Origin of the sequence: Novosphingobium sp. 9, assembly GCF_025340265.1 — a bacterium.
Lineage (GTDB): Bacteria > Pseudomonadota > Alphaproteobacteria > Sphingomonadales > Sphingomonadaceae > Novosphingobium.
In genome coordinates this window covers 311482-327253 of sequence record NZ_CP022707.1, presented here as the reverse complement: position 1 = coordinate 327253, position 15772 = coordinate 311482, and the positions used below count along the sequence as shown (strand labels likewise).

The following is a 15772-nucleotide window of genomic DNA, read 5'->3' as shown; positions in this document are numbered from 1 at the left end:
TCGCAAGTATGTTACCGGCACTGCTGATCGCCAATCGCGGCGAGATCGCCTGCCGGGTGATCCGCACCGCGCGCCGCCTCGGCATCCGCACGGTGGCGGTTTATTCCGACGCCGATGCGCAGAGCCTGCATGTACGCGAGGCGGATATGGCAGTTCGCATCGGCCCGGCCCCGGCGCGCGAATCGTACCTGAACGTCGCGGCGATTCTGGCAGCGGCGAAGGAGAGCGGGGCCACGGCGATCCACCCCGGCTACGGGTTCCTCTCCGAGAATGCCGATTTCGCCCGCGCGGTCACGGCGACAGGGCTGGTCTGGGTCGGCGCGCCGCCCCACGCGATCGAGGCGATGGGCCTCAAGGACGCCGCCAAGCGCTGCATGGCCGAGGCCGGGGTGCCGGTGACGCCGGGCTATGCCGGAGAGGACCAGAGCGAGGCACGACTGGCTGAAGCGGCGGCCCAAGTCGGCTACCCAGTGCTGATCAAGGCGGTGGCGGGCGGCGGCGGCAAGGGCATGCGCCGCGTCGATACGGCGGCGGACTTTGCCCAAGCGCTGGTCTCGTGCCGCCGCGAGGCGAGTGCCGCCTTCGGCAACGACAAGGTGCTGATCGAGAAATACGTCGCCAACCCGCGCCATATCGAGGTGCAGGTCTTCGGCGATACGCACGGCAACGTCGTCCACCTGTTCGAGCGCGACTGCTCGCTCCAGCGTCGCCATCAGAAAGTGATCGAGGAAGCCCCGGCTCCTGGCATGGATGCGGCCACGCGTGAGGCGCTCTGCGCGGCAGCGGTGCGCGCGGCCAGGGCGGTCGACTATGTCGGCGCGGGCACGATCGAGTTCATCGCCGATGGCTCCGAAGGCCTGCGCGCCGACCGCATCTGGTTCATGGAGATGAACACCCGGCTTCAGGTCGAGCACCCGGTGACAGAGGCGATCACCGGCGTCGATCTGGTCGAATGGCAATTGCGCGTCGCGGCGGGAGAAGCGCTTCCCAAGACGCAGGACCAGCTCTCTATCGACGGCTGGGCAATGGAAGCGCGGCTCTATGCCGAAGACCCGGCGCGCGGCTTCCTGCCCGTCACCGGGCGGCTGGAGCGCTTTGCCCTGCCGCGCGCAATTCGCCCTAGCCGCTATCTCGACCCGCAGACCGGCGCGCCGGTCGAACTCGATTTCCCCGGCACGGTGCGGATCGAGACCGGAGTGGAGCAGGGCGATGCGATCTCGCCGCACTACGATCCGATGATCGCCAAGCTGGTCTGCCATGCGCCAGATCGACGCGCGGCGGCGCTGGGGCTTTCCAAGGTCTGCTGGGACAGCGTGATCTGGCCGCTGCGGACCAATGCAACGCTGCTGGGATCGCTGCTCGTTCTGCCCGAGTTCATGGCGGGCGATGTCGATACCGGCTTTATCGCTCGCCACATCGACTATGCCGCTGCCGACGTGACGCCGCCGCAGTGGTTGCTCGATACGGTGGCGCAGCGGTTGGTGGGGGGCGGGGCAGGTCATATCGCCCCCGGTTTCCGGCTGAACGCGCACGCGGTCTCGACCGTGCGTTTCAGCGCGGGGGCTGAGGTGTTCGAAGGGGATAGGCAGGCACGGGTGAGCTACGATCAGGCGCACTATCCCCAGCTGGCACGGGACGGGGATTACCTGTGGGCCACGCTTCAGGGCACGACCTGGCGCTTCGGGCCGGAGCGTCACGATGCCAGCGGCGGCGCCTCGACGGGGTCGGGTGCGGTGCTGGCGCCGATGCCGGGCAAGGTCGTTGCCGTCGCGGTCGAAGCGGGGCAGAGCGTCGTGGCGGGGCAGGCCCTGCTGACGCTGGAGGCGATGAAGATGGAACATGTCCTGACGGCCCCGTTCGACGGAACGGTCGAGGAACTGACGGTCACGGTGGGTGCGCAGGTGCAGGTCGAGGCACTGCTGGCGCGGGTGGTCGCAGCATGAGCGCGCTTGTCATGCGGGAAGCGCGCGAGGCGGATCTTCCAGGCATTGTCCAGATGCTCTCCGAAGACCAGATGGCCAGCCATCGCGAGGCGCCGGAACTGCCGCTCGACCCGGCCTATCTTGAAGCCTTCCGCGTGCTCGATGCCGCGCCGGATCAGATGCTGGCGGTGGCCGAGATTGATGGGCGGCTGGTCGGCACGATGCAGATCAGCTTCCTTCCCGGCCTTGCCATGCGCGGCGCCTGGCGGGGCCAGATCGAGGCGGTGCGAATCGATTCGAGCGTGCGCGGGCAGGGGCTCGGTTCGCGCATGATCGAATGGGCGGTGGAGCGCTGCCGCGAGCGCGGGTGCCTGCTGGTGCAACTGACCTCGAACCTTGCGCGCACCGATGCCCACCGCTTCTACGAGAAGCTGGGCTGGAAGAAGAGCCATGCCGGTTTCAAACTGATGCTGGCCTGATCGGGGAAAGGAGCGAGGCGATGGCAGGCCGGTATTTCGACGAATGGCAGGTGGGCGACCGCGTTGTCCATGCGCCCTCGCGCACTGTCACCGAGACGGACAACCTGCTGATCTCCTCGCTCACCCACAATCTCCAGCCGCTCCACCTTGATGCCGAGGCGGCGGGGGGCAGCGAGTTCGGGCGCATCCTCGTCAATTCGTGCTTCACCTTCAGTCTGGCTGTGGGTTTGTCGGTGGCCGACACGACGCTGGGGACGCTGGTGGCGAATCTGGGTTTCGACGAAGTGCGCACGCCCGCGCCGGTGTTCGTTGGCGATACGCTCACTTGCTCCAGCGAGGTGGTGAGCCTGCGCCCCTCGAAATCGCGGCCCGGACAGGGAATCGTCGTATTCCGGCACGAGATGACGAACCAGAACGGTGTCTGTGTCCTTCTCTGCCTGCGCTCTGTCCTCCTCAAGGTGCGCGGTTGAGCGATGAAATTATCGTAATGAACGATTTGTTGACGATGATTCCCTAAGGGTCGGCCCAGGATCAGGGACGGGGCCAGCCCAAATGCATGTCGATGCCAAAACCATGATGTTGCTGACGGACGCGATTGCGTTCGTTGCGGCCGTGTTCCTGATGCTCGAATGGCGCGTCCTGCGTGAACGCTTTCTCCTTGATTTCGCTCTGGGTTTTTCCTGCATCGCGGTCGGCTGCACGATCGCGCCGATGCGTGAAGGTGTCTCGTTCCTGGTCGGCATCTGGTTCGCCAACACCATGGTCCCGCTGGCACACTATTTCTTCCTGCGCGGCGCGGCTTCGTTCGTTTCGCGACCGATCTCGCGCCTGTGGCTGACAATGCTGTGGCTCTGCGCGGCCGGACTTCTGCTCGTTCCGGCGGCGGATTATCGCGATCAGGTCTATTCGCTCGTCAATGCCGGGCTGGTGGCGATCTTCTGCCTGACTGCGGCCCGCCTGCTCCTGACTCCGGCTGCGAATCGCGAGCGCCGCATGCTGGGCGCTACTTTGGCGGCGCACGGCGGTTTTTACGCGATCAAGGCCGTGTGCGCCTTCGTGCCGGGCGCTTTTGTCGATCTGGCGCGCTATCAGGGCGTTATGGTGACGCTTTCGCTGTTCGAAGGGGTGTTCGTCGCGGTCGCGCTGGCGATGTCGATTGCCGGAGTGCTGCGCCAGCGCCGCGAATCGCAGGCGATGGAACTGGCGGAGATCGATTCGCTGACCGGCCTGTTCAATCGCCGCGGCTTTCGCCTTCGGGCGGGTCTGGCCTTGCGCCGGGAAGATGGTTGCGGTGCGCTTCTGATCCTCGATGTCGACCATTTCAAATCGATCAACGACCGTTTCGGACACCTCGCCGGCGACCAGCATCTCGCTCGCCTTGGCGGCTTCCTGCGCCGACGCGCCCCGTCCGGCGCCATTGTCGCAAGACTTGGCGGCGATGAGTTTGCGATGCTCGTGCCGGGTATGGACGAGATCGAGGCGGCGCGTTTCGCCCGCGAGCTGTGCGAAGGCTTTGTCGCCCACGCCGAATCCGGCAACAGCGGTACGCTGAGCATCGGTTGTGCGGCGTATGATGACGGCGATGCGGAGATCGACCGCTTGCTGCGTGAGGCCGATATCAGCCTCTATCAGGCCAAGCGTAACGGTCGTAATCAATCATGGTCGAACGGCGAGAACGATCTGCCGTCCGAAACCGTGGTGTCTTTCGCGGCTATCGCCTGAGACGGCGCCGGACACGCGTTTCGTCGACCGGAATCGCACCTGCGTCGATCCAGACTGGGTATTTTCGGCGCTGTGCGGGAAGCGGCTGTACCACTTGGAAAATGGTGGGCGATGACGGGCTCGAACCGCCGACCCTCTCGGTGTAAACGAGATGCTCTACCAACTGAGCTAATCGCCCGGCGTATGCCGTACCGCGCATTTAGGCGATTTTCCGATGCCGTCAACATCTCGTTTCGCGGAACAGAGCGGAACCAAGCGGAACGGAACGGCACCTAGAGTCCCGACATAGTCCCGACCAAATTTCAGGCACTCCTCAAACCGACTGTAGCGCACAGAAGCGCACAGCAGTCCTACACCTCACATCATCAACCATGCTGAGCATCCTACGCGGACGCATCCGCGCATTAGCGTCGTTTGATTTTGATGCCCCGCATATGCTCCGCAACCGGGTTACATTAGTGTTTATGTCTATTTATCAGATACCTAATAAGGTTACATTTAAGTGACCTCGTAGTTACCAGATAACCGTCATTGGTGGTGGTGATGACCTTAGAAATTGTCGTATGAAATCAGTATATTGTGATTTCAGGGTTACATTTGTAACCTCAGGTCACCTTGCTTTTAGGCCGCAGGAATGGCTGATTTCCGCGCGTTTCCTGATCAGGTCACCGATGTAACCCACTTGCGGAAAATGGGGGTGGACCAAGCCTGCGCAGGAACCCCGCCCAAATGCACAATTTTCGACGAAGAAGGGGAAGCGAAGCGTGGGGGAGAGCGCGGCGCGAGGGGTGGCCGGGCCTAGGCCACCGGGCCGCGTTGCGTTGCGTCGGGGCGCAATGATGTTGCGCGCTCGCTGCGGCGCTGGGAGGCGGGCTGCGGCGCGAGGGCACGAAAAAGGGGCCGAGGATCGCTCCCCGGCCCCTGACAGGCTCCAGCGCGGCTGCGCGCGGCTAGTTCGTGATGATCACTTCGCCGACCGCCTTCGACTTGGCGCCCCCGCCGACACTGTAGCTCAGCCGCTCACTGCGGAAGTCGAACCCTGCGAAGATCCGGCGCACCTCGGGGTGATCGTTGAGCGACAGGATGAACCGCCCCCGTATCCCTCGCAGCTGCTGGGCCATCGTTTCGAATTGGCTGCGATCGAACAGATCCCGGCCATAGTCCCCTTCGCTGCCGAAGTAGGGCGGATCGAGATAGAACAGCGTCCCCTCCCGGTCATACCGCGCAATGAAGTCCGACCAGGGCAAGCGCTCGATCACCACACCCGCGAGCCGCTCATGCACCGCCTCGATCATCGGCGCGAGCTTGGTCACGTCGAACCGCGCCGGGCCATCGGCCACCACGCCGAAGGTCTTCCCCCGCACCTTGCCACCGAAGGCAAGCCGTTGGAGATAGAGGAACCGCGCCGCCCGATGCATATCGGTGAGTGAGCAGGGCTCCTGCGCCAGCAGCTTTTCGAAGCCTGCCCGGCTCGTGATCTGCCACCGCAACATGTCCAGAAACGCCACGTAGTGGTGCTGGACGACGCGGAAGAACGTCGCCACGTCCTCTGACCAGTCGTTGATGATTTCGGCCTTCGGCTTGCGGTCGCGCCGCAGAAACACCCCGCCCATGCCGACGAAAGGCTCGGCATAAGTGCGGTGCTCGATCGAGTTGATCAGCGTGACCAAGCGCTTGGCGAGCTGGCGCTTGCCGCCGATGTAGGGCGCCAGCGGGCGCACGGGATCCACCGCCAAAAGCGGCGAACGGAGCATAGACTCCATGGCATTTGTTCCTTATTTGTTCCCACGCCGAGTCGGCAGGCGGGATGGTCTCCGAGGCGGGACCGATCGGGATCATGGCGAGGAGCGTCGTCGGACTTGGGGCGTTGCCGCGCCCCGGTCCCCCGCCTTTCGGCGGAAGGGATGTCTCAGCGAGTGCCTGAAGGCAGCTTTACGAAAGCGTCACCTACCTGCCGGATGATCGCGCCGTCGGCGCACACGTAATCCGCAAAGGCCAGCACCGCCTGACCGAACCATGCGTTCATCCGCAGCATGCGACGCGCGATGGGTACGATCTCGCTCTCGTAATAGCCGTCACGAGCCTCGGCCACGCTGCCGAAGCCCGCATTGTTGAGCGGCACGATCCCGATCAGCTGGGGCGGCGTGCGGTGCGCGGCCAGCATATCGTCGCGGCTGATCGTCTTCACCGCGTTAAATTCGTCCTTCGCAGTCACGTCCGCGATCGGCATGATCTGGATGCCGTCCTTCTTGCCGCCGGGGATGTGGACGAACATGTTCTTGAAGTTGCCGACGCCGCGCGCCTGGCCGAGCCGCTCGGCAATGGCGTCGGACGTCTCCATGTCGGCCAGCGCCTCGCTCAGATAGAACACGAAGCCCGCATGCGCGCCGTTGAGGTAGTAGCGGCGGCGGAACAGCGTGGCGTTTTCGTTGAGGAGCCCGGACTGGAGCGCAGACAGCCACTCCGGCATGCCATAGATCTCCTGCGCCACGTCCGGCTGCTGCAGCTGGAACACGCGCCCGGCATCGAACTGGTGAATGTCACCGCCGACGCCGTTGACGAACCAGAACACGCCGGGATCGACGCCAGCGCGCAGGTGCAGCGCCGGGGCGTGGTCCACAAGCGCAAGCCGCCCCGCCATATTCGGAATCCACTCCAGATAGCCGTTACCCATCTGCACGAAATCCAGCGCGAATCGCTCGAAGGCGTCGGCAGACAGCCAGCGCGAAGGCGTCTGCTGAGCAACCAGCAGGTTGACCTTCAGAGCAACAGCGCTGCGGTGAAACGGGCTCATGTTGAAGGTCTGCGCCAGTTTGCCCATTGGCATCGGCGGCTCGTACCACCTGCCGTTGTGCCAGATCTCGAAATAGGCGCTCAGCTCGCGCCGGTCGATCACGCTTTCGGGATCGCCGAACGCAAACATGCTCGCCTTGCCAACGGGCTGGCTCCCTGTCGTCACTTCAGGAACAGCCGGGCCGCTGACCGAAACGCTGAGGGCCTGATCGGCGGGGACGATGTCTGTGTCGCTCATGGGGGATCCAGTCAGTTGGAAAAGACCACGCGCCCGCCGCCGCCTTCACTGGTCGTGCCTGCGTCGAGGGGTTCGTTGGAAAGTGCGTGAAGCAGCGCCCAGGCGATATCGGCGTGGCCGATTTCCCCGTTGCGCCGGGCGATATAGGTGACGCCCTTCTTGCTGCCGGTCAGCGCCGGGCGAATCGCCATCAGCGCCTGCATCAGATCGGTCCAGCCCGCGTCGAATTCGATGCGTCCGGCGCGGAACAGGCTCTGCCCCTTGACCACCAGCGCCGTCTTGCTGGCAACCGAGTATTCAATGCGCCGCACGGTGGGGAACCAGTTCTTGACCAGCTCCCATACCGCCAGACCATGCCCGGTGGTGTCGATGGCGATATCGGTAACGCGATAGCGCGCTGCCACTTCCCTGATCGCCTGCGCCTGCCCGGCGAAGTCCAGCCCGTTGAGCCGATGCTTTTCCAGAATGCGGAACTTGCCTCGGCCTGATTGCTCGGGCGGGGCCACCACGATCAGCGCGGCATCGTCACGGCCTTGCTTGTTGGGATCGTACCCGATCCACACCGGCCGGTCGCCGAAGGGCCGCGCGCCGGGAATGTCCACCAAAGCCGGGCGGAAATCTCGCCACTTCAGGAAGCTGTCGACGCGCGCCGAGGCGATCCGCGAATAAGGGAAGCTGCTCTCGGAATCATCAACGAACTCGCAATCGTAGAGGTTGCGGAACTCCTCATCGCTCGATTCGGCGGCCAGCTCCTCGCGGTTGACCAGCTTGCCCATGCCACCGGCAATCGCATCGTCCAGCGTGACGATCTGTTGCCAGCTGCCATCGGGCATGTGGGCACCGGCCCGAAGGGTCCGCTTCGAGATATCGAACGGCACCTGCAGGCCGCGCGGGCGGGACCGGTTCCAGTCCTCGCCTGCCCAGAACTCGTAAGCCTCGTGGGTCTTGGTCGATGGCGTCGAGAAATAGGTGCGCTTGTAGATGGTGTGCGTGGCCATCGCCGCCGCCACCTTGCGCAGCTGGGCGAAGCCGTGGACCCAGAAGAACTCGTCGAAATAGAAGTCGCCGCTTTCGCCCTGCGCGGTATTGGAATTGGTGGATAGTGGATAGAGCCCCACCGGATCGAGCGCGATGCCGGGCGAGGCTTCGCTGTCGCGCTCCTCCTCGCCGGTGTCATGCAGACCACTGAAATCCAGCATGATGGGGTTGCCCTGCAACTCCACCCCGGTGACGCGCCGCACCCAGCCCACGATCTCGCGCCGGAACTTATTCGCCTGACGCTGGCTGGCTGACAGGAAAATCTGGTTGCGCGGCTGCTCGCCTTCCAGCACGCCTTCGGCGATTTTGGCCAGCGCCTCGCGAGCGAAGTACCAGGTCGCGCCGATCTGGCGGCTCTTCAGGATCTTGCGGGTGCGCTCGTTGCGATGCTCCCACCATGTGGCCTGGTGCGCGAAATTCTTGTCGTGGAAGTCGTCGAGCAGCGCCTGCCACTGTTCCAGCGTCAGGAAATTCTTGCGCTTCTCCGCCCGCTTCGCCTTGGCCTGGTCGTCGTTGCGCTTGCCGATCTTCGGGTTCAGGTCGGCTTCGCGACCCGTCTCGTTGTACTTGTTGATGCGCGCCGCTCGCTCCAGCTGGCGCATCAGGAAGTCCACCTGCTTCATGTGCCCTTCGGTGAAGGGCTCGCGGTCCAGCAGGTTGGCGATTTTCACCTCGACGCGATCGACGATCACGCGGACTGGCGGGGCATCGTCCCAGTTGTCGCGCCGCGCCCAGCTGGCGACGGTGTTGTATTTCTCGCCGATCTCGGTCGCAATCTCCGCCAGTTGCCAGCCCCGCCAGTACAGGCTTCGCGCCTCCCTGCGCTGGGCGCGCGCGACCTGTCGGCTGATCGCCGCCGGACTGGCGCTGTCGTCTTGGAAAGGGGCGGTTTGCGGCATGGCAAGTGCCATGCACCCGGTTTGAAGGCCGCTGGCGATGGCTTGCCGGGGTAGAGCCGCCCGTTACCGCGCCCGCGCGTTGAACAATTGTCCGGGCTCGGGCCTGAAGGGGCGGTGAGACGAGGGGGCGCCGCAACCGGCCCCGTCAACGATCAGCGGAGCCAAGCCCCATGAAGACCAAGTCCTTCCTTCTCGCCACCTCCGGCAGCACGGTCGATGGCCGCACCATCGACGACAAGATGCTGACCGAGATGGCCAACAGCTACGATCCCAAGACCTACGGCGCTCGCCTGAATATCGAGCATATTCGCGGCAGCACCGGACAGGCGCCGTTCCGCGCTTTCGGCGACGTCGAAAGTGTAGAAACGCGCGAGGTGGACGTCAATTTCAACGGCAAGACCGAAAAGCGCCTCGGCCTGTTCGGCACGTTCGATGTGAACGACGATGCCAAGGCGCTCAACCAGGCGGGCCAGAAGGTCTATCCCTCGATCGAGATCGAACCGAACTTCGCAGGCAAGGGCTATGCCTACCTCATGGGCGTGGCGCTGACCGACAGCCCGGCCTCGATCGCGACCGACCGCCTCGAATTCAACCGCCACCTGCCGGGCACCATCGCCCTGTCGCGCGACGAAGCCGCCCTGCTCGAATTCGCGGACGACACCGCAGAAACCGAGGGCGGCAAGGCGCTGCTGTCGTCCATGCGCACCATGTTCGATAATTTCTCGGCCAAGTTCGCCAAGACCAATTCCGCGCCGGAAACGAAGCAGGAAATCAAGGTCGACGCGCCGGTTGGGTTCGACTTTGCCAAGCTGGAGCACCTGCTCGAAGAGATGGCCAAGGGCTTCGCCGCCGCGATCGACACCATGCGGCAGGAATTCCACACCGAGGTCGATGCCTTGGGTGTGAAGTTCGCGAAGCTGGAGCGCGAGCAGGAGGACACCCCTGATCGCAACTTCACCCGTCGCCCCCAGAGCAACGGCAACGCTGGCAACTACGCCGGTATCTTCTGATCCATCCCGCCAGCCCGCCCCGCTTCCCTCATCAGGACTGACCGAAAATGCGCTATACCCTCTCCGATCGCGGCCGCCGCTCGCTGGATGGCCTATTCGCCGCCATCACCCAGCTCAACGGCGCAGCCCGTGGCATCGAAAACCAGTTTGCTCTCGATCCCACCGCCGAACAGCGGCTTGAGGATCTCCAGCGCGAGCAGGTTGCTTTCCTTGACCGTATCAACGTGTTCGGCGTGCGCGATCTCATCGGTCAGGTCATTGGCCTGGGCACCGAAGACATGATCGCTTCGCGAACTGGTGACGACGATCTGCCGCGCAAGACGCGCTACGTCGGCAAGATGGCCGACCGCAAGTTCCAGCTCGAAGACACCGAGTTCAACACCAAGCTGCCCTGGCAGATCATCGATAACTGGTCGAAGTTCCCGGATTTCGCCCAGCGCTACGCCAAGCACGTGGCAATTTCGGTGGCGCTTAGCCGTATCTCGGTGGGTTGGAATGGTACGAGCGTGGCAACGACCACGGATCCGACTGCCAACCCCAATGGCGAAGACGTCAACATCGGTTGGCTCCAGAAGCTGCGCATCGAAGCTCCCGAGCACGTCATGGGGCGTGAGCTTGCCACCGATGGAACCGCGACGGGTGCGCCTAAGCCGATCTACATCGGCCCGAATTCGGACTTGGACAGCGGCGATTACAAGAACATCGACGCGTTGGCCTACGATATGATTTCGCAGCTGCCCAGCTGGGCGCGCAGCTCGACCGAACTCGTCGTTATCGTCAGCCAGGATCTGGTGGACGAAAAGTACTTCCCGATGGTCAACCGTCCGCTGTCCGACACGATCGATGGGGGCCGTTCGACCAGCGATGTTGCGACCTATGATATCATCCAGTCGGCCAAGCAGATCGGTGGACGCCCGGCCGTGATCGTGCCGAAGTTCCCCGAAAAGACGATGCTCATCACGCCACTCAAGAACCTGTCCATCTATTACCAGGACGGTTCGCGGCGCCGCTACATCAAGGATGAGCCGGAGAACAAGGCCAGCCTGGTCGACTACAACTCGGTGAACGAGGGCTACGTCTTCGAGGATACCGATTTTGCGATCATGGCCGAGACCATCACTTTCGGCGTCCGCGATGCGGGCACGACCGAGGGCACCACGGAAACCGGCGACGGAACCGGCGGCGCCTGATCCCATACCCGAGGGCGTTGACGGGACCGCTGCCGTGGCCGGTGGCGTCCCAGAGCCAGTGCACCGGCGGGGTGGCCACGCGCCCCGCCGGACCAACTCACACAAGGATGCCCCGCATGGTAAGCCCCTTTCGACGCCACAAGGAAATGGTCAAAGGCCTCAAGAGCGCAGGCCCCAACCATGTGGCGCACCGCCGTCGCCCCACCGCTCCCGCCCAGCAGCTAGATACGCCCGTCGGGCAGGAATACGCCGCCCTGCGCGCCGTCCTGCACGACAACCTGCGAACGCTGGCGGACATCGCCTCGATCGAGGCCCGCAACCCGAAGAAGGCCGAGATGGCCGGCACCTTCGCCCCGTGGATCGAGGGCGTGCTCGCCGCCGGTGAAAACGGCAAGGCCGCGCAGGACGAGATCCTCGTCACCAACATGATCTGGGCGCTGGACTATCGCGATTTCGATTACGCGCTGCGCCTTGCCGCGCATGTCCTGCGCCACAACCTGATCCTGCCCGAACGCTACAAGCGCACGCCTGCATGTTTCCTTGCCGAGCAGGTCGCCGAATTGGCACTCGCCCAGCAGGAAGCCGTGGATCTGCGCTATCTGGTCGGCGTGCTCGGCATGGTCGCCGGATCGGATATGCCCGATCCCGTTATGGCCAAGCTGCACAAGGCCATCGGTCGCGGCTTCATGCGCAAGGCAGCGGACTTCGATCCGAGCGCGGACAACGCCCCGGCAGGCGGAAAGGCCGCCTACGCCGAGCAGGCGCTCATGCACTACCGCCGCGCCTTCGAACTCGACACCAACGTCGGGGTCAAGAAGGACATCGACGCGGCATCCCGCATGCTCAAGGGCCAGATCGACGCCGCACCCACTGACGAATCCGCCCAGACCTGACTAGCTCCGCCACGGCGCTCGGGGGGCGGACGGCTCGGACCGAAGGCCGCATGCGGTCACTCGGCACGCACCGTCCCCACCCCCCGTAAACCGCAAACCCCGTGAGGCACCATGACCGGCCTGATCTCCATGTCGATGCCCGCCACCTCTGCCGAGGATCCCGAAGCGCAGGTCGTGGCCGATGGCTGGTTCCCGCCGGTAAAGCTGTCGGCTGTGCGCGATGCGCTACGACTGGGCGATGGCGTGGTGACCACGCCTCGCCTGACCGCTGCAATCGAGGGGGCATGGTGCACGCCCTGCGAGAACTGGCCACGTGGCGCACCGCGCGCGTACTGGCGGGTGCAACCCAGCTTTCAGACGTCACCGATCAGCAGCTCAACCTGCGAAACTACGCCGAGCTGCTGTGGGAGCGCGCCGTGCGCTTCTTCGCTGGGGCCGACCTGTTCGCGCAATACGCGGACCTTTCCGCCACCGAGGCCGGTCTCGACCGCGCCGCCGAGAAAGCCCCCACCGCCGACGATCATCGCCGCATGGCGCTGGCGGCAATAGCCGACCTGCGCAGCGTCGCCGGTGCCCCTGTCGCCCGCAACCGAGTGGAACTGATATGACCTCCTGTCCCGCAACCTTCTTCGATTTCAACACCGGCTATTTTCGCCTCAATGAAGTGCTGTCGTTCGAGCGCGAAGAGATATTCGGAGATCCGCACCTTGTGGTCACATTGCGCACAGGAAAACGCTTCGAACACCGTGACTACAACGGGAGCGCGAGAGCGATTGAAAACCGGCTCTTGGCCGCGCTGAAAGCAATGGAGGGATGACCACGGCAACCGCCATGGACGGCGAGACCGTGGACGAGATCTGCTGGCGCGAGCTGGGCCGCACTGCTGGCGTGACCGAGCAGGTGCTCGCACTGAACACCGGGCTTGCCGCGCTGGGAACCCGCCTGCCTGCCGGAACGCAGGTCACGCTGCCCGAAGTCTCCGCCGCTGCGCCCGCGATGCGCGAAACCGTCCAGCTCTGGAGCTGATCCTTGCGCAAGATCGACACCCTCCGCACCGCGATCCTCGCCGCCCTGCCGGAACTGAACCGCGACCCCGATCGCATAAAGGTCTGGATCGAACGCGGCACCGGCAAATCCACCCAGACGGACGGGCGTTCACTGGTTTTCGCGTTCCAGCTCAACGTGCTGATCCTGAAAATGACCACGGACATTTCTGTGCTCGCCTTGGCAGTCTTCAACTGGCTGCGCAGCAACCAACCAGAGCTGATGGTGCCGGGCGTCGATGGCTTTACCTTCGATGCTGACTTCCTCGACAATGGCACTGCCGAGGTGTTGATCCAGCTAACGATCGACCAGGGCGTGACGGTTACGCCGAAAACTAACGGCGGCTATGATCTGGTCTGGGCGGACGAACCCGATCCGCTGTTCGCCGATCTCTTCGGCGACAGCACCGATAACACCCCGCCGTCCGGTACGATTGACGGAGACGTGCTGCCACCCTGGGAATCCTGATGGCTGACGATTTCGACGCATTCGGCGCATGGTTCGGGCGCATCCTGCAGGGCCTCGACCCCGCCCACCGCCGCCGCGCCGCGCTCAAGCTGGGGCAGGCCCTGCGCCGCTCCAACCTCAAGCGCGTGGCCGACAACGTGCAGCCGGACGGCTCTCCCATGGAGCCGCGCAAGCCCCGGCTCGATCGGCGTGGGCGCCTCGCCCGCCGCCACACCGGCAAGATGTTCAAGGGCCTGCGCCGGTTGAAAAACTGGAAGATCGATGCCGACGAAACCGGTGTCGAGATCCGCCCCGCCAACGGAAGCGTCGATCGCGTCGCAGCGGTCAGCCAGTACGGCGAGATGGCGCTGGTCGGGAGGCTGCGCAACGGATCGCCCATCCGATACCGCTACCCCGTGCGCGAGATCCTCGGCTTCTCGACCGAGGACGAACGGCTCGCGATGGAAATCGCCGAAGCAATGATCAACCCGGACGCGTGAACCGCGCCCATTGAGGTAGCGCTCGCCTCTACCCCGACGCCGCCTTCGCGCGCGCGATAGCATCGACCATGCCATGGGGCATGGTTACTTCCACCGCCTCATCCGCTGCCGTCGATCTTTCGACCCTGCCTGCGCCGGTGCTGGTCGCGCAGCCGGACTTCGCCACGCGGTTCGCGGGCAAGCTGGCGACGTTCCTGGCACAGGACGAAACCTTCACCGCGCTGCTCGAAAGCGATCCGGCCTACGCGCTGCTGGAGGCTGACAGCTACGACGAGGTCGTGCTTGCGCAGGCCTGCAACGACGCTGCAAAGGGCATGCTGCTGGCCTTTGCCACCGGCCCGAACCTCGATCATCTCGGCGCGCTGATGGACGTGCCGCGCCTGACGATTACGGCGGCCACCGATACTGCCGATGCCGTGATGGAAGGCGATACCGCTTACAAGCGCCGCATCCAGCTGGCCCCGCATTCCTTCTCTGTCGCCGGGCCGGAACTGGCCTACGTGTTCCACGCGCTGTCTGCGCATGCCGATGTGCTCGATGCGACGGCGGTTTCGCCCAGCCCCGGCGAAGTCGTTGTGACGGTGATGTCCCGCAGCGGCAACGGAGTTCCCTCTGCCGACGTGATCGCCGCCGTCGATGCCAAGCTGCAAGGCGCGGTGCGACCACTGACCGACTTCGTGACTGTGCAGGCCGCCGAGCCGGTGGACTATACCATTGAGGCCCAGCTGTACGTTTTCGCCGGTCCAGATCAGTCGCTGATCCTCGAAACCGCGCAGGCGGCACTGACTGCCCATGTCGCCGACGTGCGCAAGCTAGATCGCGATATTGCGCGGTCGGCAGAGGTCGCCGCGCTGCACGTCGGTAACGTCCAGCGCGTGGTGCTGCTGGACAATACCGACATCCCGATTTCTGCGGGCCAGTTCGGCAATGCCACCTCGATCAGCGTCACCATCGCGGGGACCGAACTGTGAGCCTGCTGCCGCCCAACTCCACGAAGGTCGAGCGTGCGCTAGAAACCGCGATGCTGTCCGGTATCGACCTCTCGGACGTCGGTACATCGTGGAACCCCGCGACCTGCGCTGCGGCGGATTTGCCGTTTCTCGCCTGGGCCGTGGCCATCAGCCATTGGGACACGGACTGGACTGAGGCGCAGAAGCGCGAGGCGATTGCGCAGGCGATCCTGTTTCACCGGATCAAGGGCACCCGTGCCGCCGTCCAGCAGGTGCTTGACCGGTTCAATCCGCTGCTGACGATCCTCGAATGGCATGAGCAGTCGCCCAAGGGCACGCCGCATACCTTTCAGGTGCGGGCCGACATGCTGGAGATCCCGGCCGAGTTTTTGAGCGCGTCCACCGCTGAGGCGATCGTGCGCGATGTGGCCGCCGCCAAGCCGCTGCGCGCGCATTTCGACTTTGTGCAGACGCTGGAAGCGCAGGCGACGCTCTACCTCTCATCCGGCGGCCTCGCGGGAGCCATGTTCCGCGCCGACCTTGCCGCCACCCACGACACGAGCCGCGACTGGAGCCTCGTGCTCCAGACCGAGGACGGGGAACCGATCCTTACCGAAGACGGTACCGATTATCTGGAGACTGCCTGA

17 protein-coding genes and 1 tRNA gene are annotated in these 15772 nt (G+C 64.4%); 14 read left to right on the top strand and 4 right to left on the bottom strand.

Annotated elements, in window-relative coordinates:
* Positions 1-8: 8 nt before the first annotated feature.
* The 4 genes from CI805_RS01670 to CI805_RS01655 all read left to right on the top strand — a co-directional run bounded on the left by CI805_RS01670 (position 9) and on the right by CI805_RS01655 (position 4123).
* Positions 9-1943, top strand: coding sequence for an acetyl/propionyl/methylcrotonyl-CoA carboxylase subunit alpha (locus CI805_RS01670; RefSeq protein ID WP_260927700.1), 1935 nt, complete (start codon positions 9-11; stop codon positions 1941-1943).
* Positions 1940-2401 carry a GNAT family N-acetyltransferase gene (locus CI805_RS01665; protein ID WP_260925470.1) on the top strand — a complete coding sequence of 154 codons (462 nt, stop codon included), beginning with the start codon at positions 1940-1942 and terminating at the stop codon, positions 2399-2401. Before CI805_RS01670 ends, CI805_RS01665 begins: the two co-directional genes overlap by 4 nt.
* 20 nt (positions 2402-2421) lie before the next feature.
* Positions 2422-2871, top strand: coding sequence for a MaoC family dehydratase (locus tag CI805_RS01660; RefSeq protein ID WP_260925468.1), 450 nt, complete (start codon positions 2422-2424; stop codon positions 2869-2871).
* A gap of 103 nt (positions 2872-2974) precedes the next feature.
* Complete coding sequence (locus tag CI805_RS01655; protein WP_260925466.1) at positions 2975-4123, top strand: sensor domain-containing diguanylate cyclase; 1149 nt, start codon at positions 2975-2977, stop codon at positions 4121-4123.
* Positions 4124-4225: 102 nt separating this feature from the next.
* On the opposite strand, the gene CI805_RS01650 is transcribed toward CI805_RS01655, so the two are convergent.
* The 4 genes from CI805_RS01650 to CI805_RS01635 form a co-directional block, all read right to left on the bottom strand.
* A tRNA-Val gene (locus CI805_RS01650) sits at positions 4226-4301 on the bottom strand.
* A 772-nt stretch (positions 4302-5073) separates the two neighbouring features.
* Positions 5074-5877 carry a DNA adenine methylase gene (locus CI805_RS01645; RefSeq protein ID WP_409934943.1) on the bottom strand — a complete coding sequence of 268 codons (804 nt, stop codon included), beginning with the start codon at positions 5875-5877 and terminating at the stop codon, positions 5074-5076.
* Between the two features lie 155 nt (positions 5878-6032).
* Positions 6033-7154, bottom strand: a complete 1122-nt coding sequence (locus CI805_RS01640) for a phage portal protein (RefSeq protein WP_260925462.1) — start codon at positions 7152-7154, stop codon at positions 6033-6035.
* 11 nt (positions 7155-7165) lie between these two features.
* Complete coding sequence (locus CI805_RS01635; RefSeq protein ID WP_260925460.1) at positions 7166-9091, bottom strand: terminase large subunit domain-containing protein; 1926 nt, start codon at positions 9089-9091, stop codon at positions 7166-7168.
* Positions 9092-9261: 170 nt separating this feature from the next.
* On the opposite strand from CI805_RS01635, the gene CI805_RS01630 reads away from it, so the two are divergent.
* The 10 genes from CI805_RS01630 (at position 9262) to CI805_RS01585 (ending at position 15772) form a co-directional block, all read left to right on the top strand.
* Positions 9262-10101 carry a GPO family capsid scaffolding protein gene (locus tag CI805_RS01630; RefSeq protein ID WP_260925458.1) on the top strand — a complete coding sequence of 280 codons (840 nt, stop codon included), beginning with the start codon at positions 9262-9264 and terminating at the stop codon, positions 10099-10101.
* Between the two features lie 47 nt (positions 10102-10148).
* Positions 10149-11291 carry a phage major capsid protein, P2 family gene (locus CI805_RS01625; RefSeq protein ID WP_260925457.1) on the top strand — a complete coding sequence of 381 codons (1143 nt, stop codon included), beginning with the start codon at positions 10149-10151 and terminating at the stop codon, positions 11289-11291.
* Between the two features lie 116 nt (positions 11292-11407).
* Positions 11408-12184, top strand: coding sequence for a phage terminase small subunit (gpM, locus tag CI805_RS01620; RefSeq protein ID WP_260925455.1), 777 nt, complete (start codon positions 11408-11410; stop codon positions 12182-12184).
* A gap of 284 nt (positions 12185-12468) precedes the next feature.
* Positions 12469-12792: a head completion/stabilization protein gene (locus CI805_RS01615; RefSeq protein WP_260925453.1), complete on the top strand. Its 324-nt coding sequence runs from the start codon at positions 12469-12471 to the stop codon at positions 12790-12792.
* Positions 12789-13001, top strand: coding sequence for a hypothetical protein (locus tag CI805_RS01610; protein ID WP_260925451.1), 213 nt, complete (start codon positions 12789-12791; stop codon positions 12999-13001). Before CI805_RS01615 ends, CI805_RS01610 begins: the two co-directional genes overlap by 4 nt.
* Positions 12998-13210 carry a tail protein X gene (locus CI805_RS01605; RefSeq protein WP_260925449.1) on the top strand — a complete coding sequence of 71 codons (213 nt, stop codon included), beginning with the start codon at positions 12998-13000 and terminating at the stop codon, positions 13208-13210. Before CI805_RS01610 ends, CI805_RS01605 begins: the two co-directional genes overlap by 4 nt.
* A gap of 3 nt (positions 13211-13213) precedes the next feature.
* Entirely contained in the window at positions 13214-13696 is a 483-nt protein-coding gene (locus CI805_RS01600) for a phage tail protein (protein WP_260925447.1), read from the top strand.
* Positions 13696-14175 (top strand): phage virion morphogenesis protein, encoded by a 480-nt coding sequence (locus CI805_RS01595; RefSeq protein WP_260925445.1) that lies wholly within the window; start codon positions 13696-13698, stop codon positions 14173-14175. The genes CI805_RS01600 and CI805_RS01595 overlap by 1 nt, the downstream gene beginning before the upstream one ends.
* Positions 14176-14255: 80 nt before the next feature.
* Entirely contained in the window at positions 14256-15146 is an 891-nt protein-coding gene (locus tag CI805_RS01590) for a baseplate J/gp47 family protein (protein ID WP_260925443.1), read from the top strand.
* On the top strand, positions 15143-15772 hold the full coding sequence (locus CI805_RS01585; RefSeq protein ID WP_260925441.1) for a phage tail protein I: 630 nt from the start codon (positions 15143-15145) through the stop codon (positions 15770-15772). The genes CI805_RS01590 and CI805_RS01585 overlap by 4 nt, the downstream gene beginning before the upstream one ends.